We start from the raw sequence: 24027 nt of genomic DNA on the forward strand, positions 1-24027 counted from the left end.
TTGCGGGCGTGAGCACCGTCCACGTAAGTGTAGGGCAGGGCGTGCAGGTGCATGGCCAGCCTCTGGATGCTTTGCCCGAGGGATTGTTCATTCCTCCCGATGCTTTGGAGCTGCTGCTCGACAGTTTTTCCGGGCCGCTGGAGTTGCTGCTCTGGCTCATCCGGCGTAATCGCATGGATATCCGCGACATTCCGGTAGCCGAAGTTACCCGTCAGTATTTGCTGTATTTGCAGGAAGCGCGGCGGCGGAATCTGGAGTTGGCGGCAGAGTATTTGCTCATGGCCGCCTGGCTCGCGGAAATCAAGGCGCGTATGTTGCTCCCCTTGCCACCGGCCAGTGATGAAGAAGACATGGATCCTCGTCTGGAACTGGTGCGGCGTCTGGAAGCTTTGGCGCAGGTGCAAGCCCAAGCGGAAAATCTGCAGCAGTTACCCCGCTCCGGTCGGGATTTCTGGATGGCTGTAGCCATTGGTCCCGAGCACTGGCCGCTGCCGCCGCCTTTGTTGGCTTTGCAGGATATAGCCGATGCCTGGTTGCGCATTCAGGCGCGCCCGGAGTCTGTCGATGTGCCGACTCACCAGCTCTCCCAACCGCAAATGGGCTTGCGCCAGCGCATGGTGGATCTGCTGCGGCACTGCCGTCAGGATGCTTCGCGCGCCTGGTATCTTGCCGAATTATTGCCTGATCGGAGTCGCCATACCTTGGCCATATCCTTGTTGGCCATTCTGGAGCTGTTGCGGCAGCATGCCTTGCAACTGCTGCAAGAAGAATCGCCTGAATGGCAGGTACAGATCGCAGTCCAGGAGAGTCCGGTCCATGCGTGAGGCCCTGCTGGCACTGTTATTGTCCACTGCGGAACCCTTGTCCCGCGAACGTCTGGCAGCTATTTTAGGGGATGATCCCGCCTATGCAGGGTGGGAGGCGGCACTGGATATTCTATTGGCAGCGGGAGAGGGGCCCTTGCAACTGGTATCTGTCGCCGGAGGCTATCGTCTGCAAATACATCCCCGGCATCATGATCTTCTGGCTCGTCTGCATGTGGATGCCCCCCGTCCTTTGTCCAAAGCGGCGCTTGAAACTCTGGCAGTCATTGCCTATCAGCAGCCGGTTACCCGGCCGGAAATTGAGCATTGGCGGGGGGTTTCAGTAAATGCCCAAATCATGCAGCAGTTACAGGAACTGGGTTGGATTGCGGTGGTGGGGCATCGGGAAACGCCGGGGCATCCAGCCCTATGGGCAACAACTGCTGAATTCATGCAACATTTTGGTTTGGCCTCATTGGAGGATTTGCCTGCGGTCATTGCGGGTAAATAGAAAGATTATTTTAATATTAGAAAAAACTTATTTGACGACTTGATATTATGGTCGCATATTTTCTGGGAATTCGTAGATGACGGATCTGTAAATCGATGCCGACATCCGCACTGGGTAAGATGTAGTCAATAATGTGACGAGGAGCAGACCAATGGCACATGTAGTGATTTTAGGGGCAGGCACAGGTGGCATGCCCGCAGCGTATGAAATGAAGGATGCTCTGGGTTCCGGGCATGAAGTGACGCTCATCAGCGCCAATGATTATTTTCAGTTTGTGCCATCTAATCCATGGGTAGGCGTGGGTTGGACCAAGCGCGATGATATAGCATTCCCCATTAAGCCCTATGTAGAACGCAAAGGTATTCATTTTATTCCCCAAGCAGCTGAAAAAATTGATGCCGAAGGGCAGGAAATCACTTTGGCGGACGGTAGCAAGGTACATTATGACTATTTATTGATCACTACTGGACCCAAACTGGCATTTGAAAATGTGCCTGGCTCCAATCCCCACGAAGGTCCTGTTCAATCGATTTGCACGGTGGATCACGCGGAAAAGGCCTACCAGGACTATCAGGCGCTGCTGGCCGAACCCGGCCCTATTGTGATTGGTGCCATGGCTGGCGCCAGCTGCTTCGGTCCCGCCTATGAATACGCCATGATTGTCGCTTCTGATCTGAAAAAACGCGGTATGCGCGACAAGATTCCGTCTTTTACTTTTGTTACCAGCGAGCCTTACATCGGCCATCTGGGTATTCAGGGTGTCGGTGATTCTACGGGTATTCTTACCAAGGGCCTGAAGGAAGAGGGTATTGAAACCCATACCAACTGCAAGGTCACAAAGGTCGAAGACGGTAAAATGTTTATTACCCAGGTCAATGACAAAGGTGAGGTTGCCAAGGAGTTTACCCTGCCTGTCAAGTTCGGCATGATGATTCCTGCTTTCAAGGGCGTTCCTGCGGTAGCTGGTGTCGAAGGACTGTGTAATCCCGGCGGTTTTGTGTTGGTAGATGAACATCAACGCAGCAAGAAATACGCAAATATTTTTGCGGCCGGTATTGCCATTGCCATTCCGCCGGTGGAAGCCACCCCCGTACCCACGGGTGCACCCAAGACCGGTTACATGATTGAATCCATGGTGTCTGCTGCAGTGCACAACATCAAAGCCGATCTGGAAGGACGCAAGGGTGAACAGACCATGGGTACCTGGAACGCCGTCTGCTTTGCCGATATGGGTGATCGTGGTGCGGCTTTCGTGGCTCTTCCCCAGTTGCGCCCCCGTACGGTAGATGTATTTGCCTATGGTCGCTGGGTGCATCTGGCCAAGGTGGCCTTTGAAAAATACTTCATCCGCAAGATGAAAATGGGTGTTTCCGAACCTTTCTATGAAAAGGTCTTATTCAAGATGATGGGCATCACCCGCCTGAAGGAAGAAGTACCGCCGCATCGCAAGGCTTCCTAATCCTGGTCTGATCGGTTACATCCTCAAGACCCCGCCCCGTGCGGGGTTTTTTTTAGGGATTGTGCGGCTGACAGGATATGATGGCGCACTCGCCAGACCGTTCACCCAAGGGTCTGGCATGTTTGGAGATGAGGAAGACATGGACGAAAAATTACAAAAAGTACTGGCGCGTTTCGGCCTGGGTTCGCGACGCTTGATGGAACAATGGATAGCCGCAGGCCGCATTCAGGTCAACGGCCAGGTCGCAAAACTGGGTGACCGGGTGACCCCCCAGGATAAAATTGCTGTGGATGGGGAAGCGTTGCGGATACCTTCGTGGGTGCGTCCTCGATTGCGTGTCTTACGTTATCACAAGCCGGCCGGAGAACTGACTACCCGCAAAGATCCGGAGGGTCGTCCGACCGTGTTTGATCGCTTGCCGAAATTGCGGGGAAGTCGGTGGATTGCCGTCGGCCGCCTGGATTACAACACCGAGGGTTTACTGTTGCTGACCAATGACGGTGATCTGGCCAATGCCTTGATGCATCCCCGGGCTGGTATTGAGCGGGTCTATGCCGTGCGGACTCTGGGCGTGCTGACTGCAGAGCAGGAAAATACCCTATTGAAAGGCATTGCCCTGGAAGATGGAGAGGCGCGTTTTCTCGAGATTGAAGATGCTGGTGGAGAGGGAGCCAATCACTGGTATCACGTCACCCTGGCAGAAGGACGCAACCGCGAAGTGCGGCGCATGTTTGAGGCTTTGGGCATGGCGGTCAGCCGCTTGATCCGGATACGCTATGGCGTCGTGGAAATGCCGCGCCTGCTCAAAACCGGTTATTTTGATGAGCTGCCTGATGAGGAAAGGGAGAACCTGCTGGCGAGCGTGCAATGGGTGAATCCGGCATCCCGCTCCTGATTCCAGTCACTTTCATCAGCTGGCTGTTAACTTATTGAAACAGGTGTAATGAATATGATAATTTAGTCTCAGGTTATAGTTCTTGTGGGGGCTGTCAATGACTTTTCTAAATTCATCAGTGAGATCGCGTGTATTTGACCCCAGTAAAAGCAAAGCTGAATGGAGCCGACAGACTTCGGACTATGCAGATGCCCCTGTTTGCAGTGAATCAGATTTGCATGTGTCGTGGTTTACATTATTGATATTTATCGTTGTTTCAGAAATTACTGGATTTGTGATGAAATTACTTTAAAGTCTGGTAATAGTCATTTAGTATTTCCCAAGCTCCAAAAATAATTTTAGTGATGACATAAGCAGAAAACCATAAAACCAAAAAACGCAATATATTCATCAGTAAGGGAACCCATACGGGTAATCCGTCTTGTGCGGATAAGGGTTGCGGTAATAAGCCCCACTCAGCCGCAAAAATAGCCAGTAGCCAGGTAATAGCCCAACTTTTAATCGACGCCATTTTTTGGACGCGATGTTTGGGAGTATTTTCGTTACCCAGAGAGGGTTCCGTTTTTTCCTGTTTTTTGGCCATACGGTTCTGAGTCTGGGCGTATCAGTGACCCATAATATGATCACGTAGTTTGTCGAGTTGCTGTTGCACCATGGTGCTCAAGCTTTTCAGCTGTTCAGCGCCCTTGTGTACGGCAGCATTATCGCCTTTTTTCAAAGCGTTGATGATAGCTATACCCAATTTGTGCACCTGCGGATGTACCTGCTGCACGGCAACAAAAGCTTCGGATTGACCGAGCGGTGTATCCACCATGCTATCCATCCATTGTCCCAGACGGCATTGGTGGTGATCTTTCAGAGTACTGTCATCTATTTGCGCATTATTATTCGCTATGGCTTCCAGTATGTGATTGACCCATAGTACATGATCCGCCTTCACCACCGTTAAGCGGGTAGCCAGTGCAGGTTTTCCTTGTATGGCGGCTTCACTCCCTTCGGCAAGCTCTTTCTGAACCTGATCCAGATTGAGGCGGATGCTCTTAAACTGCTGAGTAAATTGTTGCATGGATTGCTGCAAGGCATGTATATGCGTACCCATGGCTTCTGCAGCGGTAATTTCCTGGATGCTGCCATGCACGATACTTTCAATGTTGCCACGCGTTTTTTGAGCGGACTGATTGGCCATGCCCAGCACTTCAGCTACGGTTTCTAAAGAATCTCCACCCCGACGTAAATGAACGATACTGGCACTCACCCCTGATTCGACCTGTATAGCCCCTTTGTTGATGGTGGTGGCCGAACTCCGAATATCCGCAGCAGCCCGCGCAGAACTCTGGGCCAGTTTTTTCACTTCGTCAGCTACCACTGCAAAGCCACGTCCATGTTCTCCGGCGCGAGCAGCTTCAATGGCGGCATTGAGCGCCAGCAGATTGGTCTGCTTGGCTATTTCCTGGACTTTGGCAGCCAGGGTGGTAATAGTCCGGGTTTGTTGCAGAAAGGCCTGTACCGTTTCACCCATGGCGGTCACAGATTGTTCGACGAGATCCATTTCGCCAATGAGTTCAGATAATCTTTCGTTACCCATTTGCACATCATGCAGGGTGGCTTCGGCCAGCTCCTGATTGGCCCCCACACTCTCAGCCATATTGCGTACCGCAGACACCACTGCCTGAGCCTGATCGACCAATGCTTGACTGTCCTGCTGAGCGTTATGCAGGTTTTTGTCAAAATCCATGCCCAGCAGATGGCTGTCAGCGGTTTTTTCCAATGCGGCCACCTGATGGTCAAGAACGCGACAGCCCTGCCAAAGACGCGCTTTTTGCCAGTCGCAGATGGGCGTAATGGTTTTCGCAAGTTCAGAATCTTCTTGAATCAGCCGGGCTGTTTCAGCGTCTCCGTCCAGACAGGCGGAAAACAGTGAGAGTAGCGTTTGGTTTTCAATAGACATGGGATAGCCTCTTCAAGATGTGATTTTTTAGCGAGGATGAATGACGTTGGTGATAGCGCGGGCAAGATCGTCGGGTAAGAATTTTGCGACATAGCCATCGGCATTGACGCTCCGGGCATGGGCCTCATTGGCGGTGCCCGACAAGGAGGAATGAATCACTACGGGTACATCGTGAAGTGCTTCGTTTTCCTTGATGCGCCTGGTGAGGGTGAAGCCATCCATCTCCGGCATTTCCAGATCGGTCAAAACCATGGCCACTTTGTCATGAAGAGGGATACCGGCAACTTTCGCATCCTGGGCCAACTGTTGCAGCCGCTCCAACGCTTCTTTGCCGGTTTTGGTGCCTATAAAGGCCAAGCCCAGGCTTTTCAGGGTTTTCTCTATCTGATTGCGGGCTACACCAGAATCGTCCGCATAAAGAATTACGGCACCTTTGGGAATTTCTACGGCATGTTGCTGTACCAGCTCATCTCCAGCCTTGAAGCGGGAGGGCAGCACCTGGCGGAGAATATGTTCCACATCCAGTACCAGTGCCAGTCGTGCGTTTTCTTCGTCTTCATCCAGTCTGGCCAAACTGGTGACCAGCCCCCCTACGGAGGCCCCTTCCGCCGAAAGTACCCGACTCCATTCCAATCGGACTATTTCTTCCACATCCTCTACGGCAAAACCTTGCACGGAGCGTTCATACTCCGTGACCAGCAGAATATTCAATCCATCCGCTTTGCAACCGACTACGGCAGGTAAGTCAATGACGGGAATGATTTGTCCACGGATATTGGCCACCCCCATAACATGTTCAGGGGCACCGGGCATGGGCGTGATTTTCGGCATCACCAATGCTTCCCGTACCTTGAATACATTAATCCCGAATAACTCACGACTATGGATACTGGGGTCAGTGCCGAGTCGGAAAACCAGCAGCTCGAACTTGTTGGTGCCTGCCAGTTGGGCACGTTCATCCACTTCTCGTAATAGCTGATTCATGACACTGTCCTCACTGATTTTTTTGAAGGGTGGCGTTTAACGCATCCAGTTGTTGAAAAAACTTGTCTCGACTAAGCAGAACTTGCTGTAGCAATTGCTTGGACCGGTCCTTGTCCCCTGCCTGATGGGCAGCGAGCAGTTCTCGGGTGTTTTGATGGAACTGTCGATGTGGTTCTGCCAGTGACATAAATGCAGCTTCCTTACCCAGTAGTTGCCCACCAATGCCGTCATACCAGTGACCCAGCGTGCAGCTATGATGATCCTTGAGTTCTTCCAGACGCATGTCATGCAGATCGCCAAGTACCTCATCCTGCAAGCGCTGTACAACAATTTCATGACTTTGGCGGACTGCAGTCAGAGTCATGGAAGCGGCCAGTAAGCGTAGATTTATGATTTCCTTTTGCAGGTTTTGCGTCACATCCCTGGATTGTTGAGCCTGTGCCTGATTTTTTTGAGCGGATTCATCAATTTTCTGTGCCGTGTTGGTGACCGCAGTAATGTTGTTTTGTACTTCATCTGTGGCTTCCTGCACACGTTTGGATAAATTGCGAACTTCGTCAGCCACTACAGCAAAACCTCGGCCATGCTCTCCGGCACGCGCCGCTTCAATGGCGGCATTGAGGGCCAGCAAGTTGGTTTGATAGGCTATTTCCCGAATGGTCTGGGCGATGCGACGGATTGCACCCACTTCGTCCATGAGTGATTTGGAGGCCAGGTGATTATCATCAACGGTTTTTGCCAATAAGGTCAGGTTTTTGTTCACGGATTCCATAGCCACATATGCTTCCGTTGAAGTATTGGTGAGAATCTGGGCGTTTTGGGTGGCCTGTTCGTAATTTTCGTTCAGTGTCAATCTATCCATAGAGTTATGGCTCCCTGAAGTTCTAGGCGGTAGCCGAGCCGACATTGAGCTTGTCGAACCAGTCGATAAATCGTTTCACATTGTCGCCACTGTAAATGGCCCCGTGCTGGGGACAAAGATACTGAATATCCAGCTGACTGACTCTTTCTATCCAGTTTTTCTTGGCGGCATTGGAAGGCATCCAGCGTTCGTGAAAATATTTGGCCTTGCTGATATGTTCAGCAAAAGCCCGACCAGTTTTGTCACGCCGATCCACCCATGCGTCATGTCCAGGTGGTAGTAAAGCTGCTCCCACATCGCCGGAAAAAAGGATTTTGGCTTCTGGATCGTATACATGAAAATTTGCCGATGAATGTAAGTAATGCGCTGGAATAAATTCCAGACGCCTTCCACCAATGATGACGCTGCCACCTTCATCATCAATGTTTTGCAGGGGAGCATCCAGCGCCCCGTAGTGGCGGATAAAACCTTCCCAGAGTTTGGGAATATGCCATTCCATTTTTTCGTTACAGGCATGCCAGAGAGGTAAGCTGGAGGCGATATCGGGATCCTGATGGGATACAAAAGCCGCCTTCAGGCTGGAAGGAGGCACAGCTTCAACCAGGGCAGCAAACACCTGTGGGAAAATCTCGAAGCCACCGGGATCCAGGATGATACTTTGCTCATTGGATTCCATCACATACACATTGGAATCAATGACGCGATGTTCATCCTGATCATAAATAATCCACCAGCGATGGCTACCTGCTTCAAAGACGGGTGCTGCTTTCATGTTCCAGACTCTCCAATTGATGACGATAGCTGCGAATGGCTAGTGCGACGGTACGGACGGCTTCACCCATATCCCGGGAAACCCGCATCAGGGGGGCCCCGGTGTTTTCTGCCAGTGCGGCTTCAATGCGGCCATTGGTGACTACGTATTCCTGCTCTTCAATGCTTTCCTGGAGTTGTTGCACCATCTCCAGGAGCTGTTCCAGCACCCTTCCTGCTTCTGCTTCTTCTTCAAGCATAATTTTTTGCCATTTTTTTTGGGTGTTGATGAGGCCGGGACAGTGTTTTTCATGGAGTGAGTTGTGCTCTAGCATCTGTGCAAAGGATGCGGAGAAGCGTTGATGTTGCAAAATGCGCATATAGGCTTCGATCAGGGGGGCGATACGTTCTTGAAGGTGTGCTGCAGACTCCTTAAGGATGGCTGCGCGCTCCCGAAAAGCCTGGGCTACGACTCCGTATCCAGCCAAGGCGTTACCATGACGCTTGACCAGGACCATGGCATTGAGGGCACGTCGGTCAATTTCCCGCAAGGCTTTTTCGATACTTTGACGTGCCTTAAAAGAAGCATCGACGACCCCCATGATATGCTGAATATTCATCAGGCAGCTCCTTTGCGGGCCATGTTACTGTTTGCTTGATCGTCATGATGATCAAGCACATGGTTCACCAGGGCATTGGCATCCAGAATCAGCACTACGTTACCCTTACCGGAAATCGTCGCGCCTTGATACCAGTTTTGTTCGGCGAGAAAATCGATGGGTTTTACGACCGAGTCCTCGTTACCCAGCACTTCGGAGACCATGAACAGCCCATGCTCCGTCAATACCCCTTCAATGGGTTCGGAGCCCAGCCGAAGTGGGCGCTCGTGGAGTAAGGCGCCCAGATCGACGATAGGGACGACCTCAGTACCATCCACCCGATAGACGGTGCGTCCACTCATGCGATGAATGCGATTTTCCTGTAAGTCCAGCAGACTTTCGATGCTGGAAACCGGGAGTGCATAAATTTCCCTACGTAAACGCAGGTAAAGTACCGGGAGAACGGCCATGGTCAGGGGGAATTCCATGGAGATACTGGTTCCCAAGCCCGGACGGGTCTGAATTTCCAGACGACCCCGCAGCTTGCGGACGGTTTCCTTGACCACATCCATACCCACACCGCGTCCGGAAATATCCGTGACTTGATCATTGGTGGAAAATCCGGGTCGGAAAATCAACTCTACCGCTTCCTGTTCCGACAGGCGTGCACCCTGTTCTGCGCTGATGACCCCCTTGTCGATGGCTTTCTGCATGACAAACTGGCTATCAATGCCACGACCATCATCAGCAACTTCAATCCGGACCTTGTCACCCAGATGGACTGCCGCCACCCGGATTTTGGCGCTGCGAGACTTGCCAGCGGCCTGCCGTTCCGCAGGGGTTTCGACACCATGATCGAGACTGTTGCGGAGCAGGTGGGTCATGGGACCGGAGAGGGCATCCACGACTGCTTTGTCGATTTCTACATCTTCGCCGACAATTTCCAGGGTCACTTCCTTGGAAAGTTGTCGGGAAGCATCGCGCACCACTCTGGGTAATTGTTGAAAAAGCCGCTTGCAGGGCTGCATCCGCAGGCGCATGACGGTGCTTTGAATATCATTTACCGTGAGATCCACTTCCCGGGCGATGCGCAGCATGTCTTCATTTTCTTCGCCGAGACTGCCTATGGCCGAACTGAGCCGGTTGCGCAGGAGTACCAGCTCACCGACCTGATTCATTACGGCGTCCAGGCGCGCTGCGTCGACGCGCAAAGTAGCATCCGCAGTCTCCTGAGCACCGGGACTGCTACGCACGGCTGCCGGAGCCGCCGGTTGGGATGGTGGAGAAGGTGGAGCGGCTATTGGATTGTCTGGTGTCGCAGTTACCGGCAGGTCTCCTGTATCTTTGGAGGAGGTTTCTATATCAAAACCGGGAGCTTTGTCACCATAGAGCTGATCCAGTACCTGTTCAAATTCTTCCGGTGAAATTTCGTCACTGGCAGCGCATTGGCTTTCCGGAGGAGGAGCATAACCCGGTGCTTGTGTTCCATAGAGTGCATCGAGTGTGGCTTCAAATTCTTCTGCGGAAATTTCGTCTGATCCTGTTTCAGGATGAGGAGCTGAGTCCGATCGCTCCAGAAACAGGCCCGCATGTCCATCTGCCGTGGCACGCTGGCTGACTTTGAGGGTCGCTTCTGGTGCTGCGCAAGCAGGAAGGATGGGTTGAACGGGATCCGCCGGAGTCGTTCCAGACGCCAGTTGACGAATGATACTGCTCAGATCTTCTGGTCCCGGGGCAGGATTTTCCCCATTAGCGAGTTGCTGCAGCATGTCGTCAATAACATCCAGGCCGCGCAGAATAGCATCAATCATCGGGCCGGTTACGACCAGAGTATGTGAACGCAGTTTATCGAGCAGGTCCTCCAGATGGTGAGTCCAGTTGACCAGGTTCTCGGCTTCGAGAAATCCGGCTCCGCCCTTGAGGGTGTGAAAGGCGCGAAATACCGAGGCCAGGACTTCATCATTGCCGGGGTCTGACTCCAGACGCAGGGTGTCATCCTGCGCTTTTTCCAGCAACTCCCGGGCTTCGGGAAGGTAATCCTGGAGAATGTCCATATCCATGCTATCAGATCCCCAATTCTGCCAGTAAGTTGTCCACTTCATCCTGATTGATGCTGGGGTTACTCTCGACGGAGGCTTCGGGCAGCTTATTCTCGTCGCTATCCAGCCCCGTTTCTGCCAGGGTCAGGCGAATCCGTTCTTCAACTGCCTGCAGCAGGGCGATAGCCTTTTTAAGGCGCTGACCGGCTAGATCCTGCCCTTGCTGGCTGGCAAGAATAACCAGTAGGGCGCTCTCGATCTGTTTCAGCGGTTCATCTATGAAGCTGTTATGGGCATTGCGAATATCCGCGACCGCATCCTGGGCTCTTTCCACGGCGGCCAGAGTGGCCATGGTTTGTTCTTCGGTCAGGCGCAGGGCTTCTTCGAGTGGATTTTGTGCGCCGGAGAGTTTTTCTTCGGCGGTATTGGCAATGCGTTTCAAGCCCTCACGCAGCAGCAGTTCGGCTTCACTCAGCAGGCGATTGGGGTCCAACAGATTCTGGGTGTTCATCCCTGACCTCCCTGAGCGGCCTGCAGTCGTTTGAAGACGCTGTCGAGTTTTTCCTTCAGGGTGTCCGCCGTAAAGGGCTTGACGATGTAACCGTTGACTCCTGCCTGGGCGGCTTCGAGAATATTTTCGCGCTTGGCTTCGGCTGTCACCATCAGTACCGGTATGTGCTTGAGTTGCGGATCGGAGCGGATGGCACGAAGCAGATCGATGCCCTGCATATTGGGCATGTTCCAGTCGGAAACCACAAAATCAAAAGGCCGGCTATGCAGCTTTTGCAGCGCCTGGACACCATCTTCTGCTTCATCAAAATTGCTGAAGCCCAACTCACGCAATAGATTACGCACAATGCGGCGCATGGTTGAGAAATCGTCCACCACTAAAATGTGGATACCCTTGTCGACCTGATCAATGCCCATAAATGATGATCTCCTCCTTGAGTCGAATCCCGCCGCTCAGGATATCGGCAAGCAATTCCTGTACCAAGATGCGACGGGGCTTTTAGCAATGTCATATGCTTGCTAACGGCACGTTCACCCCATAACTAAAGGGTGTCTGTTCCAGAATCTTTACAATTCCGGATCAACCGCGCTGACTGATACTCCCGGCCATGATGGGGTCGGTACCGGCCTTGCTGGGGTTTTGCGGCGCTACCACCACAATACTGACGCGCCTGTTCATGATCAGCCCCTTGGCGGTGTTATTGGAAGCTACGGGATGATATTTGCCATAACCGGCGGCCACCAGATGATGAGGGTTGACGCCGTGCTGGATGAATAATTCGACGACCGATACGGCGCGTGCCGCAGACAGCGCCCAGTTGGAACTGAATTGTGCCGTACGAATGGGCAGATCATTGGTGAAGCCATTCACCTGAATCTGATAGGGAATCTGTGCCAGAACCTGGGCAATTTTAGCGAGGGTGCTGGTGGCGTTGACACTGAGCTGGGCGGCGGCCGATGGAAAAAGAATTTTGGCATTCAAGTCGATGACAACGCCCAGATTACTTCTATGAATTGCCACACTCCCCTGTTCAATCAGCGGTTTCAGCAAGGTGCGCATCTGCGCTTCAATTTTTTGCATTTCCGGATTGGCAGGACTGTGAGGATTTTGTGCTCTAGGCGAAACCTGTCCCTGCTGCACATGGGGTACCGGTGCCATAGTGGTCACTTTGGGTAATGCAGGTAGAGCAACCGGCGTTTGGGTGAGGCTGTTGGTGTCGGAGCGAATAGGTACCGGCGACCAGGGCTGGCCACTGAACGCAGACACCAGGGTTTGAGATAATACCTTGTATTTACCTTCGTTGACCGAGGAGATAGCGTACATAACCACAAAAAAGGCAAAGAGCAGGGTGATGAAGTCGGCATAGGAAACCAGCCAGCGCTCATGATTTTCCCATTCTTCTTCTTTCTTCTTACGTGCCATCGGGGATTCTCCTCTTCAGTTGTTCGCAGTTCATCTCTTTAAGTAGTCGGGATATTGCAGTTTGCAGGCGATCAGTGCTTTCCAAGCGAGATTTGTGCCGGACTCATGCCTGTTGTTGGTTCGGCACGATTCCTGCTGGGTTTGCAGGTGTGATCAAAATTTTCCGGCTGTCAAAAGTTTGACAACCGCTGTGCCTCTAAGGGAAACGGGTATGACTCAAAGTGAAACTCTCGTGGATCGATTATTTGCAGACGCCAATCGTTTGACGTTACCGACAGCTGTTGAGCGCTTGCTACAGTCCCTCGTCGCTGTGCAGCAAAATATGCAGGTGCTGGTGGGGCAGCGCAATACGGTGCTGGGCCACACCAGTTTGCTGGATAAAGATGATCAGGAAGAAAGCCTGATTATGGATGCTTTGATGCCGGAAGCGGCCAATATCCATTTGCAGCCCGGAGAGGACTTGCTGCTCTGGACTGTCGATGCCTTACCCATTGGCTTCCAGACGGTAGTCATGGAACAGCTCACCTGGCAACGTTTTGCCGCTATCCGGATTCGGCGGCCAGAAGTGGTTTTTCAGTGGCAGAGACGGGGGAATTTGCGTGCGGTGCTTGATGCTGCTGACAAAACGACCGTGTTGTTACGCCGTTTTGGCGCTCGTGCTGTGGAAGGGGAATGCGTGAATATCGGGGCGGGTGGGATGCGGGTCCGGATTACCGCACCCCATGACTATCCGCTGGCCTCGGGAGAGCTGCTGGCCCAGATACAGTTTCGATTCCAGAATCAGCCGTATTCGCTCGCCGCCAAAGTCTGTTATTCGGGAAATGGAAGACGTCTTCAAGGGGGGGTGCAAGAGCTGGGCTTGCGTTTTATGGATATTCCGACCGCACTGGAAGATAAAATCATGCAGTGCGCTCTGCGTTATGATCGCGAGCGCCTACGCCGTGCCAGTCGGTAAGGGCTGGTGTGGCTGTGTCTTGGAGCCTGGTGCTTCCTGAACAGGAACCACCATCTGGGCACCCAATGCTGCAGGGGGTTCGGGACTGGTCAGTAAAGGTTCAGGGGCTATTTCCTGATGTTCGACAATCCACTGCCCAAACTGCTTTTTGTCGGGCAGAAAATAAAGCGGCGCCAATGCATTACTCTGCAGTTGGCCGTTGTCCTTCTGTGGAAGGATAACCATGACCATGGTAATTCCTTCTTTTTCGGTTTTGGCAAAATGCGGAGTTTGTGAATAGTGCAGATTAAAGTGCTCAGGGGCTATCAACAGAAAGGTGATCAGTGGGTCATCCAGAGACTGAAGCCAGACAAAAGGGCCTTGGCTGTGCAGGTGTAACAAGGCGAACTGACGTAGTTCCGTGAAACCGGGCATGGGGGCAATGCAATGCCAAATATCGTTGGCAGCGATGGTCAAGGGTCCGAAACGGGTATTGTATGTGCTCATCAGGATTCATCCTCAGGATGACCGCTGCCATCCGTATGGTGTTGCTGTTTCAACCAGTGTTCAAAATCGTTTGGCGCCAGGGTCCGGGCGGATTGATTGGCTTGCTTGACGGTTTCCAGTAATTCTTCGCGTAAAATCGTGAGGTTTTCGCTGCTTTCTATGCCTAGCCTTACCTGACCGTCATCAATGCGGGTGACGACAATGCGAATATTATCGCCTATGCAAATGGCCTGACCACGACGCCGGGTAAGTACCAGCACGCTTCAGGCGCTCCCGATCAGATGGCTTGCCGGAGCTGATTGGGCGGTACCAAGATCCGTATAGAGGGGCTGAGTGTGCGCAAAGAAAATATCCCAGGCACCTTGATTGAAACGCATCAAAGCCTGGATGATTTGCCCGTTTAATTGGTTCTTGCGCAGGATTTCTTCCAGCAATGCACGCCCCGTATCAGACCTGAGCGTATTGCGGAGGGTCGGGCTGGCAGATTTCATTTGCTCAACCTGAGCAAAGCAGCGCATCTTTTGGGTGGCGATGTGCTGAAGATCCTGCATTTGCCCTGCTTTCAGGCAGGCAGTCTCATTTTCCAGCAGTAAATGTAGTTGTTCCAACAGCTGAAGAGCTTGAGAAAGTTCGTGCGCGTCCATGGGCATTTTGCTTTCAGACCGAGCGGTTGGGAGGGGCAGGCATGAACTGTTGGTTATCCTGAGTCAGTCCCTGCCCGATTTTTAATGGAGAGATCTGATAGCTTTTATTGCTAATGCTGGAGCGGATGGCCGTCAGCCTTTCGCTGCTGGCAGAACCCTCATTTTGCGCAGCCATCAACTGTCTGGCTTGGGGCGACAGGGTCAGGTGGTCCTGAGGAACCGGTTTGCCAGCACTCGGCTGAGGAGTATTTTTTTCTGCTCCGGCATTATTCACAGATTGCTCCGGATTGCTGCGGGTATCTTTGGATGATATTCCGGAAATTAATCCATTGTAGGGATTGATGGGATTCATGAACGTAGCTCCTGCCTGACTGTGTTCTCTTTGACATTAACGACACAAAAAAGCGTCAACTGAAGGTGTTTGAGCGATTTAATTTTCATTCTACGCCTTAAAAGTTTACCACGACATGACCCTGGGGGGTTACCGTGCCCCGTACTACCCGACCGGACTGCAGATTTCTGACCATGATGCTTTGTCCGGGACGACCGTTTTCGATGGCGTCGGCAATGGTGGCAATGCGAATCCCATCTCCTTGTGCGTAAAGGGTAACTTGCTCACCCGCATGAACGACATCGGGGGCGTTGAGCATGCTGGTGGTGATGGGCTGTCCGGCCAGAGTGCCGAAACGTAAAATTTTGCCGATAGCCGCCTGAGGTGAGCGAATCGTGCTACTGCTCAGGCCACTGGTATTTCTGCGCACGACTGCCAGATCTCCGGCCTCGATGATGGAACCAGCGGTCAAGGGACGGGCGGCAATGACCACCGCTTGATCCACCTGGATTTGCACGGGCAGATATAACTGCCAGGTGGCGGGTGCCTGGCAGAGAACCTGTACGGTCTGGTTTCCATAAGGGTTGCTATAACCGAAGTAACTGACCTCGAGCTTGGCACAGGCCGGAAAATGAACGCCCGGAGCAGGGCCATCCAGGTGAATATGCATACCAGACGACCGGGCAGGTAAATGGGCACGTATAAAATTCAGGGCTGCGCTGCGGATGGTTTCGGGATTTTCCACGTTATCCTGCGCCCAAACGGCAATACTCGTCATGCAAAGCGCGAGGATCAGAAGGATATTCCAGAGTTTTATGATCCTGCAAGAGCCATATTTCATTAATGCCAATGCCCCGTGTGCGATGTCTGTATTCATCCGGGAAGAGTTAAAGCAAATAACGCGCCATAAATCATAGTCAGCAGGTGCTTCATTTCCCAATGTTTGTAAGTCTGCCGGTTGCGAGTGTAAGCGGCATTTTTTTGCCGATGGTCCTGAATAAACAGTAACAGGCGGCGCATGTCTGCCGCTGAAGGCAGGTGGGCAGGGCGCAATCACTCACAAATCAATCCTGAAGGTTGACAGGAGCCGAGCTTGTATTAGTGGCATATTTGTTGCTTTTGAATCGTCGTACAGGTTATGCAGGGGAGGTCGAGCAGATGTCAGATTTATTGGGTCAAGCACTGGATCCTTTGGCGGATGCCCTGAAAGTCACCGGCTATCGGCAACAACTGCTGGCCGCCAATATTGCCAATGCCAATACACCGAATTATCGCGCCGTGGATATTCCTTTTCATCAGACCCTGGCAGCGGTGCAGTCGGGAGATCGTGGAGGGCTTTCGCTGAAAACCAACCAGAACAGACAGTTTACCGCTACTGGTAATGACGCGAGTATGGCAGCTTTTGTGCGATATCAGCGCGGTAGTCAGGTGGGTCTGGATAATAACTCGGTTGATATGAATCGTGAGCAGTCCAGTTTTTTGCAAAATAGCGTGCGTTATCAGGCAGACCTCACTTTTCTGACAGGAAAAATCAAAACGCTGATCTCGGCCATTACGGGAACCACCGCTTAACTGCTGCAGGAGTAAATAATATGTCATTGTTTTCAGTTTTGGATGTGGCGAGTTCCGCCCTGACCGCCCAGGGATACCGACTGAATGTGGTGGCCAGTAACATGGCTAATGCCAATTCGGCCACCAGTTCTGATGGCCAGCCCTACAGGGCGCGCGAAGTGGTGTTTGCGGCGCAGCCCTTTGCGGGTGCGGGCGCTCCGGCAGGAGTGAACGGTGTGCGTGTGGCTGAAGTCGTCAGCAAGCCGGGGCCCTTCAAAATGGTGTATCAGCCTGGCAACCCTCTGGCCGATAAAGAGGGCTACGTCAAAATGCCCAATGTGAATCCGGTAGATGAAATGGTGAACATGATTTCGGCCTCACGCGCTTATCAGGCCAACGTCAATGTCATGAACACCACCAAAGCCTTGCTGCAGAAAACCCTTACCCTGGGAGCCTGAATATGAGCGTCAATTCTCTGACATCCAGTGTCAATCCTTTTTATCAGTCCTTGCAGACCAGTTCGGCAAGCAGTTCGGGGACAGCCAGTAGTGGCGCCAGCGGTCTCGCCAGCGAGAGCACTTTTTATAATTTGCTGGTTACCCAATTAACCAATCAGGATCCGCTCAATCCCCTCAGTAATCAGGATTTGTCCTCACAGTTGGCGCAATTCAGCATGGCCAACGGCGTGCAGGCCATTCAGGGTTCACTCAGTTCGCTGATGGCCCAGATCAACCAGAACCAGGGTTTGCAGGCAGCTTCGTTAATAGGCAAGTCGGTGACCACTTCCGGAAACCAGCTCACTTTGAGTGGAAGCAGCGCCACCGGTGCTTATGATCTTGGCAGTGATGCCGCCGCTGTCAATGTCCTGGTCCAAAACAGCGCTGGACAGACGCTGGCGATTTTGCCGCAGGGTCCACAGTCTTCGGGAATGCAGAGCTTTTCCTGGAATGGTGAGGCAGCCAACGGGAGCGCCCTGCCAGCGGGTAATTACCAGTTTTCCGTACAAGCTGCCGGCGCCAATGGTGATGCGGTGACGAGTACGCCGTATATGTTTGGGCTGGTGAATGGCGTTACCTTGGGAAGTGCCGGTCCCACCCTGCAATTACAAGGTCAGGAAGGCTCCGTGCCTTTTAGCTCCGTGCAGAATATTATTTAAGGAGTTGGTAAAATGGGTGCATTCAATACAGCATTAAGTGGTTTACAGGCGGCCAATTCCGATTTACAGGTGTTGGGTAATAATATTTCCAATGCGAATACCGTGGGCTTCAAAAGCTCCAATGCCGAGTTTGCCGATGCCTATGCTTCGGCCATGGCCAATACTGCGCCCACAGACGGACAGGTAGGTATTGGTACAACGGTACAGACCATTGCCCAACAATTTACCCAGGGCAATATCCAGACAACCAGCAACCCTCTGGATGTGGCGATCAACGGCAATGGTTTTTTTCAATTCAATTATAATGGCTCCACCGTTTATGGTCGCAATGGCCAGTTTCAGCTCAATAAAAATGGCGTCATTGTGGACGCCAACGGCGGCGAACTGATCGGTATTCAGGCGCAGAATGGCAAGTTGACCGGAGCCAGCGGCCCATTGACCATCAACCAGAATGCCATTGCCCCACAGGCTACTTCGGGATTGAGTCTGGGCCTGAATCTGGACTCCACCAATACACCGCTGAGTGGCGCGATTAATATCAATGAACCAAGCACTTATAATTATTCTACGACGACAACGGTTTACGACAGTCTGGGAACCCCACAGTTATTGACCACTTATTATCAATTGCAACCCAGCACTTCCGGTACGAGCAGTTCTGGACAGACCTGGAATGTGGACTACTCTGTTACCGGCACCAATGGCGCCAGCGGGATCACTTCAGGCAGTGTAGGCACCTTGCAGTTTAACAGCTATGGACAGGAAACCAGTTCAACTTCCACTCCTATATCCGGTATTTCCTGGGCAGACGGCGCAGCCTCTACCACCATCAATGTCAGTTTTAGTGGCAGTACCAATTACAACTCCCCGAATTCGGTGATTACCAATAATAGTAATGGCTATAGTGCCGGTCAGTTGTCGGGACTTTCCATCGATTCCGGCGGCAATATTTTCGGGCGTTACAGTAATGGTGAATCGCATCTCATGGGGCAAATCAGTCTGACCCGCTTCCCGGACAATAACGGCCTGCAAAATCTGGGCAACAATTACTGGGCGGAAACCTATGTATCCGGACAACCCCTGTCCGGTCAGCCGGGCAGTTCCAATCTCGGGGTTTTGCAGGCGGGTGCCGTGGAGCAGTCCAATGTGAATATTTCAAAAGATCTCGTCAATCTGATTGTGGCGCAGCAAGCCTATCAGGCCAATGCCCAGACCATTAAGACCCAGAATACCGTGGTACAGACGCTCTTGAGTTTGTAAAGAGGATAAGTCATGGATACCCTTTATATTGCTATGAGCGGTGCCAACGCCATTCTGCAGAAGCAGACGGTCACCGCCAATAATCTGGCCAATGCCAATACCACTGGATACCGCGCCGACGAAGCCCAGTTCAGTGCTTTGCCCGTCTATGGTCAGGGTTTGCCGACCCGCGCCTATACGGCCACGGAAACTCCCAGTGTGGATTTCCAGTCGGGACCCATTGTCCACACCGGCCGACCGCTGGACGTGGCAGTGAATGGCCAGGGCTGGTTGACCGTGCAGGGTCCCGATGGTCAGGAAGCCTATACCCGGGATGGTAACCTGCAGCTCAACGGCCAGGGCATCCTCATGACGGCTACCGGGCATCCGGTGCTGGGGGTCAATGGCTCGCCCATTTCCCTGCCCCCCATGCAGTCGCTGGTCATTGGCAGTGACGGGGTGATCTCCGGGGTTCCGGTTGGCAGTCAGCCCAATGCCATCGTCACCATCAACCAGATCAAGCTGGTGAATCCTTCGGAAAAAGGCTTGCAGAAAAATCCCGATGGGCTTTTTCAGAACAGCGACGGCAAACCCGCCCCCGAAGATGGCAATGTGGTACTGGAACCGGGAGCCTTGGAAGGCAGTAACGTCAATCCGGTCAATGCCATGATCCAGATGCTTGAAGATACACGGCAATTCGACATGCAGACCAAGTTGATGCAGACCGTATCCCAGGACCGGCAAAGTGCCAATCAATTGCTGGTTCTGTCATAATCTATCAGGAGTAATCCATCATGATGCGTTCTCTTTACGTGGCAGCAACCGGGCTGGAAGGTGAGCAGACCAAAATGGACGTGATCGCCAATAATCTGGCGAACGTCAATACCACCGGATTCAAGCAATCCCGGGCCGTGTTTCAGGACCTGCTCTATCAAAACCTGCGCCAGCCCGGCGCCCAATCTTCCCAGACCACCCAATATCCCTCGGGACTGCAGTTAGGGACTGGTGTACGGGTAGTGTCCACAGAGCGACTGATGACCCAGGGTAACTTGACCCAGACGGGCAATGCCCTGGATGTGGGGATCAATGGTCAGGGGTTTTTTCAGATCATGCAGCCCAATGGCACCATTGCCTATAGCCGGGATGGCACTTTCCAGATGAATAATCAGGGGCAACTGGTGACCTCCAATGGGTATCTGCTCCAACCGCCGGTGACTATTCCGCCCAATGCCCAGTCCATCACCATCGGCAGCGATGGTACGGTGTCGGTGGTGTTGCCGGGGCAGGCCCAGCCCCAGCAGGTCGGTACCATTCAGCTCGCCAATTTCATCAATCCCACAGGTTTGCAGAGTATTGGCGATAACCTCTACTTGCAGACCGGTTCTTCCGGAGCTCCGCAAACAGGGCAACCCACCCTCAACGGGCTGGGCTCCGTACAGCAGGGTTATCTGGAATCCTCCAATGTCAATGTGGTGTCGGAACTGGTGGACATGATTGCCACCCAGCGCGCCTACGAAATCAACAGCAAGGCGGTATCCACATCGGATTCCATGCTGGGCTATCTCACCCAGAATCTGTGAGGCTAAGATCATGCGCACTCCAGCCGTAGGTAACCATCGCACTGAATTTCCGGCACCTGCGGGATCCATCGGAATGACCTGGCTGCTTCTGGGGCTGCGTCTGGTGCTGCTGCTGATCTTCGCCATGGGCTTGAGTGCCTGCGCCACCCTGCAGGGGCACCATGATCTCAAACCCCTGAAGCCCTTGCCCATTCCGGCAGAACCCGAGTCTCTGGCGGCCCATGCCCCCAATGGTTCCATCTGGCAGGCGGGCACCAATGTGTCCTTGTTCAGTGATAATCGCGCCAATCGGGTTGGAGATCTGATTACCGTCCTGATCCAGGAAAACTCCAGCGCCAGCAACAACACCAACACGGCCATCAATACTTCGGATTCTCTGAGTGCGGCACTGACCAATTTCTTTGGCATAGTTCCTGCTTTTGGAAGTGTGGCGGGAACACCCTTCAGTCCGAGTATGGGGGCCAATAGTGCCCAGAAATATGGCGGAACGGGAGCGACGACCCAGAGTAATACTTTTACGGCGACCCTGGAGGTGACCGTGGTGCGCGTGCAAGGCAATGGTAATCTGGTGATTGAAGGCTCCAAGGAGGTGCTGCTCAATGGCGGTCATGAATACATCCGGGTCGCGGGTGTTGTCAGGCCCGCAGACGTGACGCCGCAGAATACGATACTTTCTACCCAGATTGCTGATGCCCGCGTCGAATATAGTGGCAATGGCACGATATATTCGGCAGCACGGATGCCCTGGCTGGCACGTTTCTTCCTCTCGCTATGGCCTTTCTGAGGAATGTGATGATGAGCAGGAACTTTCGATCCCTCCTCGCGCTATGCATGATACTAGGTCTGACCATTCTGGTGGGCTTGGAGACTGCTCAGGCGGAAACCATCCGCAATCTGGTCGCCGTAGGTGGGGTGCGGAGTAACCAGTTAGTGGGTTATGGCCTGGTGGTCGGACTCAATGGTACGGGCGATCAGGCCACCCAGGTGCCCTATACCACGCAATCCCTGCTGAACATGTTCCAGCGCCTCGGCATCAACTTGCCCGCTTCTGTAGCCACGAACCTGCAACCCAAGGATGTGGCCGCCGTGATTGTGACCGCCCATCTGCCGCCTTTTGCACAGCCTGGACAGACCATCAATGTCACGGTTTCGGCGGTGGGTAATGCCAGCAGTCTGGCCGGGGGAACCCTGCTCATGACCCCGCTGAAGGGTGCCGACGGGCAAACCTATGCCGTGGCCCAGGGTAATCTGATTGTCAGTGGTTTCGGGGCCAGCAGTAACGGCTCTTCGGCGCAAGTTAACATTACCACCGCAGGGACCATTCCCAATGGTGCCAATGTGGAACGTTCTGTATCCTCCGGCTTCGACCAGGCCGGACCCATGCTGCTGGAATTGCATCAGCCAAGTTTTACCACGGCGGCACGGATTGCCAATGTCATTAATCAGCAGATGGGCTACGGGGTGGCAGAAGCCCTGAATGCCGGTGAGGTCCGGGTGAATGCCCCCGGCACCCCCGGTGCCCGCGTCAATTTTCTGTCACAAATCGAAAATCTGGATGTTAGCCCCGAAACGCCACTGGCCAAAGTGGTGATAGATGCGCGCAGTGGGACGGTCGTGCTCGGGCAGAATGTGACCCTAGGTGCCTGCGCTGTTGCTCACGGTAATCTGTCGGTGACCATTTCCCAAAAGTATCTGATCAGTCAGCCGAATCCTCTGGGTGCCGGGCAGACGGTGGTTGCCCCCCAGGCCAATGTGAAGGTCACTCAGCCCCAGGCTAAGCTCTTGATGTTTGAACCGGGAGTCAGTCTGGAGGCAGTAGTGCGGGCGCTGAACGCGGTGGGGGCGACACCGACTGATCTGATCGCCATTCTGCAGGCCATGAAAGCCGCAGGTGCCCTGCATGCGCAACTGGAAGTGATATGAGTGGCACTGGAATACATTTGACGGCAAACACCACGGCCACTGCCGTCAGCCCGCAGGCGGCCGCCGCGACGGCCAGTGATGCCCTGAATTTTTCCGGGCTGAGTCAGCTGCGCAGTGATGCCGATGCCCATGATCCCAAGACCATTCTGGCGGTAGCCAAGCAATTTGAGGCGGTGTTACTGCAGGAAATGCTCTCGGCCATGTCGGCGACTTCCTTTGGTTCGGATTTGACTGGGAAAAATTCCGGGCCGCTGATGAAATCTCTTTTTAATCAGCAAATCGCCCAAACGGTCAGCCAGGGGCAGGGGATAGGTATTGCCCAAACACTGGCTAAAGAAATTGCGACCCGCTATCACTTGCATTGGGGGCAGCAGAATGGTGTGCAGGGCCAGGACAAGCACCTGAGTATGCCCGCAAGAAATGCCGGCTTGTCGGCACCTGTCATGCCTTCGGAAAGCTGGGCGAAACCTTCACAGTCTTTGCTGGAGCAGGCTAAATCCTTTGTCCAATCCATTTTGCCGGCGGTGCGGGAAGCCGCACAAAAGCTCGGGGTCGCGCCTACCGCTATCATTGCCCAGGCCGCTCTGGAAACGGGCTGGGGCAGTCATGTGGCCGGCAATAATCTGTTTGGCATTAAAGGCGGTGGGGGCTGGCTGGGTGCATCCGTTCATAGTCTGACCCATGAATTTGAAAATGGCGTCAATGAAGTCGAAAACGCCGCTTTTCGCGCCTATCAGAGTGTGGGGCAAAGTGTGCAGAATTATGCCCAGTTGCTGATGCATAATCCCCGTTATCGACAGGCTTTGGGGCAAGGCAACAATATTGCCGGATTTGCTGAAGCTCTGCAGCAAGGGGGGTATGCCACAGACCCGCACTATGCCAGTAAGCTGGTGGCAGTGGCGGATAGTCCACTCATGCAGGCCGTCATGGGAGATTTATCGGATGAAAATGCCGCCGGTTAAACTTTATGGCATTTGTGCCGTTAATCGAATAGGGCCTGATTTGAAGGCGGGAGATTCACGATGAGCGATGCATCCATGCAGCAGGAACTGGAAACCGTTCTCCAGTTGACCCGGGTTCTGGAAAACCAGAAACAGTGGCTGGCGCAGGGTGACTGGACGCAGTCTATGCCCGAAGCCGATATGGCGGAGCGGCTGGGCAAGCGTTTACTGAGCATGCGTAGCAAACACGCATCGCTTATCCCTTCAAATGAGCTGAAAGAAGCGGTATTGGCACTACAGGAGCACTACAGTGCCCTGGACCATGCCTTGCGGGTGGCCGGTTCCGGTTTGGGGGAGGCGCTGACCATGTTGCGAGAACAGACGGGTCTGGTATATGGCAGTGCAGAATCCACCGGTCGCTCTTTGGGGAGTGCTTAA

The 24027-nt window shown here is 53.2% G+C and carries 30 protein-coding genes and 2 pseudogenes; 15 read left to right on the forward strand and 17 right to left on the reverse strand.

Going from position 1 to position 24027, the window contains the following annotated elements; translation table 11 throughout:
* Positions 1 to 8 precede the first annotated feature (8 nt).
* The 4 genes from AC2VLR_RS06665 to rluB all read left to right on the forward strand — a co-directional run bounded on the left by AC2VLR_RS06665 (position 9) and on the right by rluB (position 3668).
* Complete coding sequence (locus tag AC2VLR_RS06665) at positions 9 to 824, forward strand: segregation and condensation protein A (RefSeq protein WP_486881422.1); 816 nt, start codon at positions 9 to 11, stop codon at positions 822 to 824.
* Positions 817 to 1314 carry an SMC-Scp complex subunit ScpB gene (gene scpB / locus AC2VLR_RS06670; protein ID WP_486881423.1) on the forward strand — a complete coding sequence of 166 codons (498 nt, stop codon included), beginning with the start codon at positions 817 to 819 and terminating at the stop codon, positions 1312 to 1314. Before AC2VLR_RS06665 ends, scpB begins: the two co-directional genes overlap by 8 nt.
* 151 nt (positions 1315 to 1465) lie before the next feature.
* Complete coding sequence (locus tag AC2VLR_RS06675; protein ID WP_215842576.1) at positions 1466 to 2773, forward strand: sulfide:quinone oxidoreductase; 1308 nt, start codon at positions 1466 to 1468, stop codon at positions 2771 to 2773.
* A gap of 139 nt (positions 2774 to 2912) precedes the next feature.
* A complete protein-coding gene (gene rluB / locus AC2VLR_RS06680) occupies positions 2913 to 3668 on the forward strand; it encodes a 23S rRNA pseudouridine(2605) synthase RluB (protein ID WP_486881424.1) in 756 nt (251 codons plus the stop codon).
* 283 nt (positions 3669 to 3951) lie between these two features.
* Here the strand turns inward: rluB and AC2VLR_RS06685 are convergent, their stop codons facing one another.
* From AC2VLR_RS06685 to motD, 12 genes and pseudogenes are all read right to left on the reverse strand, one after another.
* Positions 3952 to 4251 carry a hypothetical protein gene (locus AC2VLR_RS06685; RefSeq protein ID WP_486881425.1) on the reverse strand — a complete coding sequence of 100 codons (300 nt, stop codon included), beginning with the start codon at positions 4249 to 4251 and terminating at the stop codon, positions 3952 to 3954.
* 21 nt (positions 4252 to 4272) lie between these two features.
* Positions 4273 to 4767, reverse strand: coding sequence for a CZB domain-containing protein (locus tag AC2VLR_RS06690; protein ID WP_486881593.1), 495 nt, complete (start codon positions 4765 to 4767; stop codon positions 4273 to 4275).
* A gap of 36 nt (positions 4768 to 4803) precedes the next feature.
* Positions 4804 to 5616, reverse strand: a pseudogene (locus tag AC2VLR_RS06695) (methyl-accepting chemotaxis protein); the annotation flags it as partial.
* Positions 5617 to 5643: 27 nt separating this feature from the next.
* Complete coding sequence (locus AC2VLR_RS06700; protein ID WP_215842573.1) at positions 5644 to 6600, reverse strand: chemotaxis protein; 957 nt, start codon at positions 6598 to 6600, stop codon at positions 5644 to 5646.
* Between the two features lie 10 nt (positions 6601 to 6610).
* Positions 6611 to 6964: a CZB domain-containing protein gene (locus AC2VLR_RS06705; protein ID WP_486881594.1), complete on the reverse strand. Its 354-nt coding sequence runs from the start codon at positions 6962 to 6964 to the stop codon at positions 6611 to 6613.
* 87 nt (positions 6965 to 7051) lie between these two features.
* Positions 7052 to 7507 (reverse strand): annotated as a pseudogene (locus AC2VLR_RS06710) (methyl-accepting chemotaxis protein); the annotation flags it as partial.
* A complete protein-coding gene (locus AC2VLR_RS06715) occupies positions 7485 to 8234 on the reverse strand; it encodes an oxygen-binding di-iron domain-containing protein (protein WP_215842571.1) in 750 nt (249 codons plus the stop codon). The pseudogene AC2VLR_RS06710 and the gene AC2VLR_RS06715, both read right to left, overlap by 23 nt.
* Positions 8212 to 8832 carry a hypothetical protein gene (locus tag AC2VLR_RS06720; protein ID WP_215842570.1) on the reverse strand — a complete coding sequence of 207 codons (621 nt, stop codon included), beginning with the start codon at positions 8830 to 8832 and terminating at the stop codon, positions 8212 to 8214. The genes AC2VLR_RS06715 and AC2VLR_RS06720 overlap by 23 nt, the downstream gene beginning before the upstream one ends.
* Positions 8832 to 10871 (reverse strand): chemotaxis protein CheA, encoded by a 2040-nt coding sequence (locus AC2VLR_RS06725; protein WP_486881426.1) that lies wholly within the window; start codon positions 10869 to 10871, stop codon positions 8832 to 8834. Before AC2VLR_RS06725 ends, AC2VLR_RS06720 begins: the two co-directional genes overlap by 1 nt.
* Positions 10872 to 10875: 4 nt before the next feature.
* Positions 10876 to 11361, reverse strand: coding sequence for a protein phosphatase CheZ (locus AC2VLR_RS06730; RefSeq protein ID WP_215842568.1), 486 nt, complete (start codon positions 11359 to 11361; stop codon positions 10876 to 10878).
* The gene (gene cheY, locus AC2VLR_RS06735) at positions 11358 to 11777 is read right to left on the reverse strand and encodes a chemotaxis response regulator CheY (RefSeq protein WP_486881427.1); all 420 of its coding nucleotides are present in this window, start codon (positions 11775 to 11777) and stop codon (positions 11358 to 11360) included. The genes AC2VLR_RS06730 and cheY overlap by 4 nt, the downstream gene beginning before the upstream one ends.
* A 163-nt stretch (positions 11778 to 11940) precedes the next feature.
* Positions 11941 to 12783 carry a flagellar motor protein MotD gene (gene motD, locus AC2VLR_RS06740; protein ID WP_486881428.1) on the reverse strand — a complete coding sequence of 281 codons (843 nt, stop codon included), beginning with the start codon at positions 12781 to 12783 and terminating at the stop codon, positions 11941 to 11943.
* A 211-nt stretch (positions 12784 to 12994) separates the two neighbouring features.
* Between motD and AC2VLR_RS06745 the strand changes: the two genes are divergently transcribed.
* Complete coding sequence (locus AC2VLR_RS06745) at positions 12995 to 13738, forward strand: flagellar brake protein (RefSeq protein WP_486881429.1); 744 nt, start codon at positions 12995 to 12997, stop codon at positions 13736 to 13738.
* Here the strand turns inward: AC2VLR_RS06745 and fliW are convergent.
* The 5 genes from fliW to flgA all read right to left on the reverse strand — a co-directional run bounded on the left by fliW (position 13718) and on the right by flgA (position 15977).
* Positions 13718 to 14224 (reverse strand): flagellar assembly protein FliW, encoded by a 507-nt coding sequence (gene fliW, locus AC2VLR_RS06750; RefSeq protein ID WP_486881430.1) that lies wholly within the window; start codon positions 14222 to 14224, stop codon positions 13718 to 13720. The two genes, AC2VLR_RS06745 and fliW, sit on opposite strands and share 21 nt — an antisense overlap.
* Positions 14224 to 14484: a carbon storage regulator gene (locus AC2VLR_RS06755; RefSeq protein ID WP_486881431.1), complete on the reverse strand. Its 261-nt coding sequence runs from the start codon at positions 14482 to 14484 to the stop codon at positions 14224 to 14226. Before AC2VLR_RS06755 ends, fliW begins: the two co-directional genes overlap by 1 nt.
* Positions 14485 to 14487: 3 nt before the next feature.
* Entirely contained in the window at positions 14488 to 14868 is a 381-nt protein-coding gene (locus AC2VLR_RS06760) for a hypothetical protein (protein ID WP_486881432.1), read from the reverse strand.
* A gap of 13 nt (positions 14869 to 14881) precedes the next feature.
* Positions 14882 to 15220 carry a flagellar biosynthesis anti-sigma factor FlgM gene (locus AC2VLR_RS06765; protein WP_486881433.1) on the reverse strand — a complete coding sequence of 113 codons (339 nt, stop codon included), beginning with the start codon at positions 15218 to 15220 and terminating at the stop codon, positions 14882 to 14884.
* 97 nt (positions 15221 to 15317) lie between these two features.
* Complete coding sequence (gene flgA, locus AC2VLR_RS06770; RefSeq protein ID WP_486881434.1) at positions 15318 to 15977, reverse strand: flagellar basal body P-ring formation chaperone FlgA; 660 nt, start codon at positions 15975 to 15977, stop codon at positions 15318 to 15320.
* A gap of 380 nt (positions 15978 to 16357) precedes the next feature.
* Between flgA and flgB the strand changes: the two genes are divergently transcribed.
* The 10 genes from flgB (at position 16358) to AC2VLR_RS06820 (ending at position 24027) form a co-directional block, all read left to right on the forward strand.
* Positions 16358 to 16771, forward strand: a complete 414-nt coding sequence (flgB, locus tag AC2VLR_RS06775) for a flagellar basal body rod protein FlgB (protein ID WP_486881435.1) — start codon at positions 16358 to 16360, stop codon at positions 16769 to 16771.
* Positions 16772 to 16791: 20 nt separating this feature from the next.
* Positions 16792 to 17208 (forward strand): flagellar basal body rod protein FlgC, encoded by a 417-nt coding sequence (gene flgC, locus AC2VLR_RS06780; RefSeq protein WP_101537357.1) that lies wholly within the window; start codon positions 16792 to 16794, stop codon positions 17206 to 17208.
* Positions 17209 to 17210: 2 nt separating this feature from the next.
* Positions 17211 to 17906 carry a flagellar hook assembly protein FlgD gene (locus AC2VLR_RS06785; RefSeq protein ID WP_486881436.1) on the forward strand — a complete coding sequence of 232 codons (696 nt, stop codon included), beginning with the start codon at positions 17211 to 17213 and terminating at the stop codon, positions 17904 to 17906.
* A 12-nt stretch (positions 17907 to 17918) separates the two neighbouring features.
* Positions 17919 to 19166 (forward strand): flagellar hook protein FlgE, encoded by a 1248-nt coding sequence (gene flgE, locus AC2VLR_RS06790; protein WP_486881438.1) that lies wholly within the window; start codon positions 17919 to 17921, stop codon positions 19164 to 19166.
* 12 nt (positions 19167 to 19178) lie between these two features.
* The gene (flgF, locus tag AC2VLR_RS06795) at positions 19179 to 19919 is read left to right on the forward strand and encodes a flagellar basal-body rod protein FlgF (protein WP_215842556.1); all 741 of its coding nucleotides are present in this window, start codon (positions 19179 to 19181) and stop codon (positions 19917 to 19919) included.
* Positions 19920 to 19939: 20 nt separating this feature from the next.
* Entirely contained in the window at positions 19940 to 20725 is a 786-nt protein-coding gene (gene flgG, locus AC2VLR_RS06800; RefSeq protein ID WP_075322618.1) for a flagellar basal-body rod protein FlgG, read from the forward strand.
* Positions 20726 to 20798: 73 nt separating this feature from the next.
* Positions 20799 to 21509, forward strand: a complete 711-nt coding sequence (locus AC2VLR_RS06805; protein WP_486881440.1) for a flagellar basal body L-ring protein FlgH — start codon at positions 20799 to 20801, stop codon at positions 21507 to 21509.
* A 47-nt stretch (positions 21510 to 21556) separates the two neighbouring features.
* A complete protein-coding gene (locus AC2VLR_RS06810) occupies positions 21557 to 22648 on the forward strand; it encodes a flagellar basal body P-ring protein FlgI (RefSeq protein ID WP_215842555.1) in 1092 nt (363 codons plus the stop codon).
* Complete coding sequence (flgJ, locus tag AC2VLR_RS06815) at positions 22645 to 23610, forward strand: flagellar assembly peptidoglycan hydrolase FlgJ (protein ID WP_486881441.1); 966 nt, start codon at positions 22645 to 22647, stop codon at positions 23608 to 23610. Before AC2VLR_RS06810 ends, flgJ begins: the two co-directional genes overlap by 4 nt.
* A gap of 60 nt (positions 23611 to 23670) precedes the next feature.
* The gene (locus tag AC2VLR_RS06820; protein ID WP_486881442.1) at positions 23671 to 24027 is read left to right on the forward strand and encodes a hypothetical protein; all 357 of its coding nucleotides are present in this window, start codon (positions 23671 to 23673) and stop codon (positions 24025 to 24027) included.

The sequence above is a fragment of the Acidithiobacillus sp. TH-A117 genome (assembly GCF_057473465.1).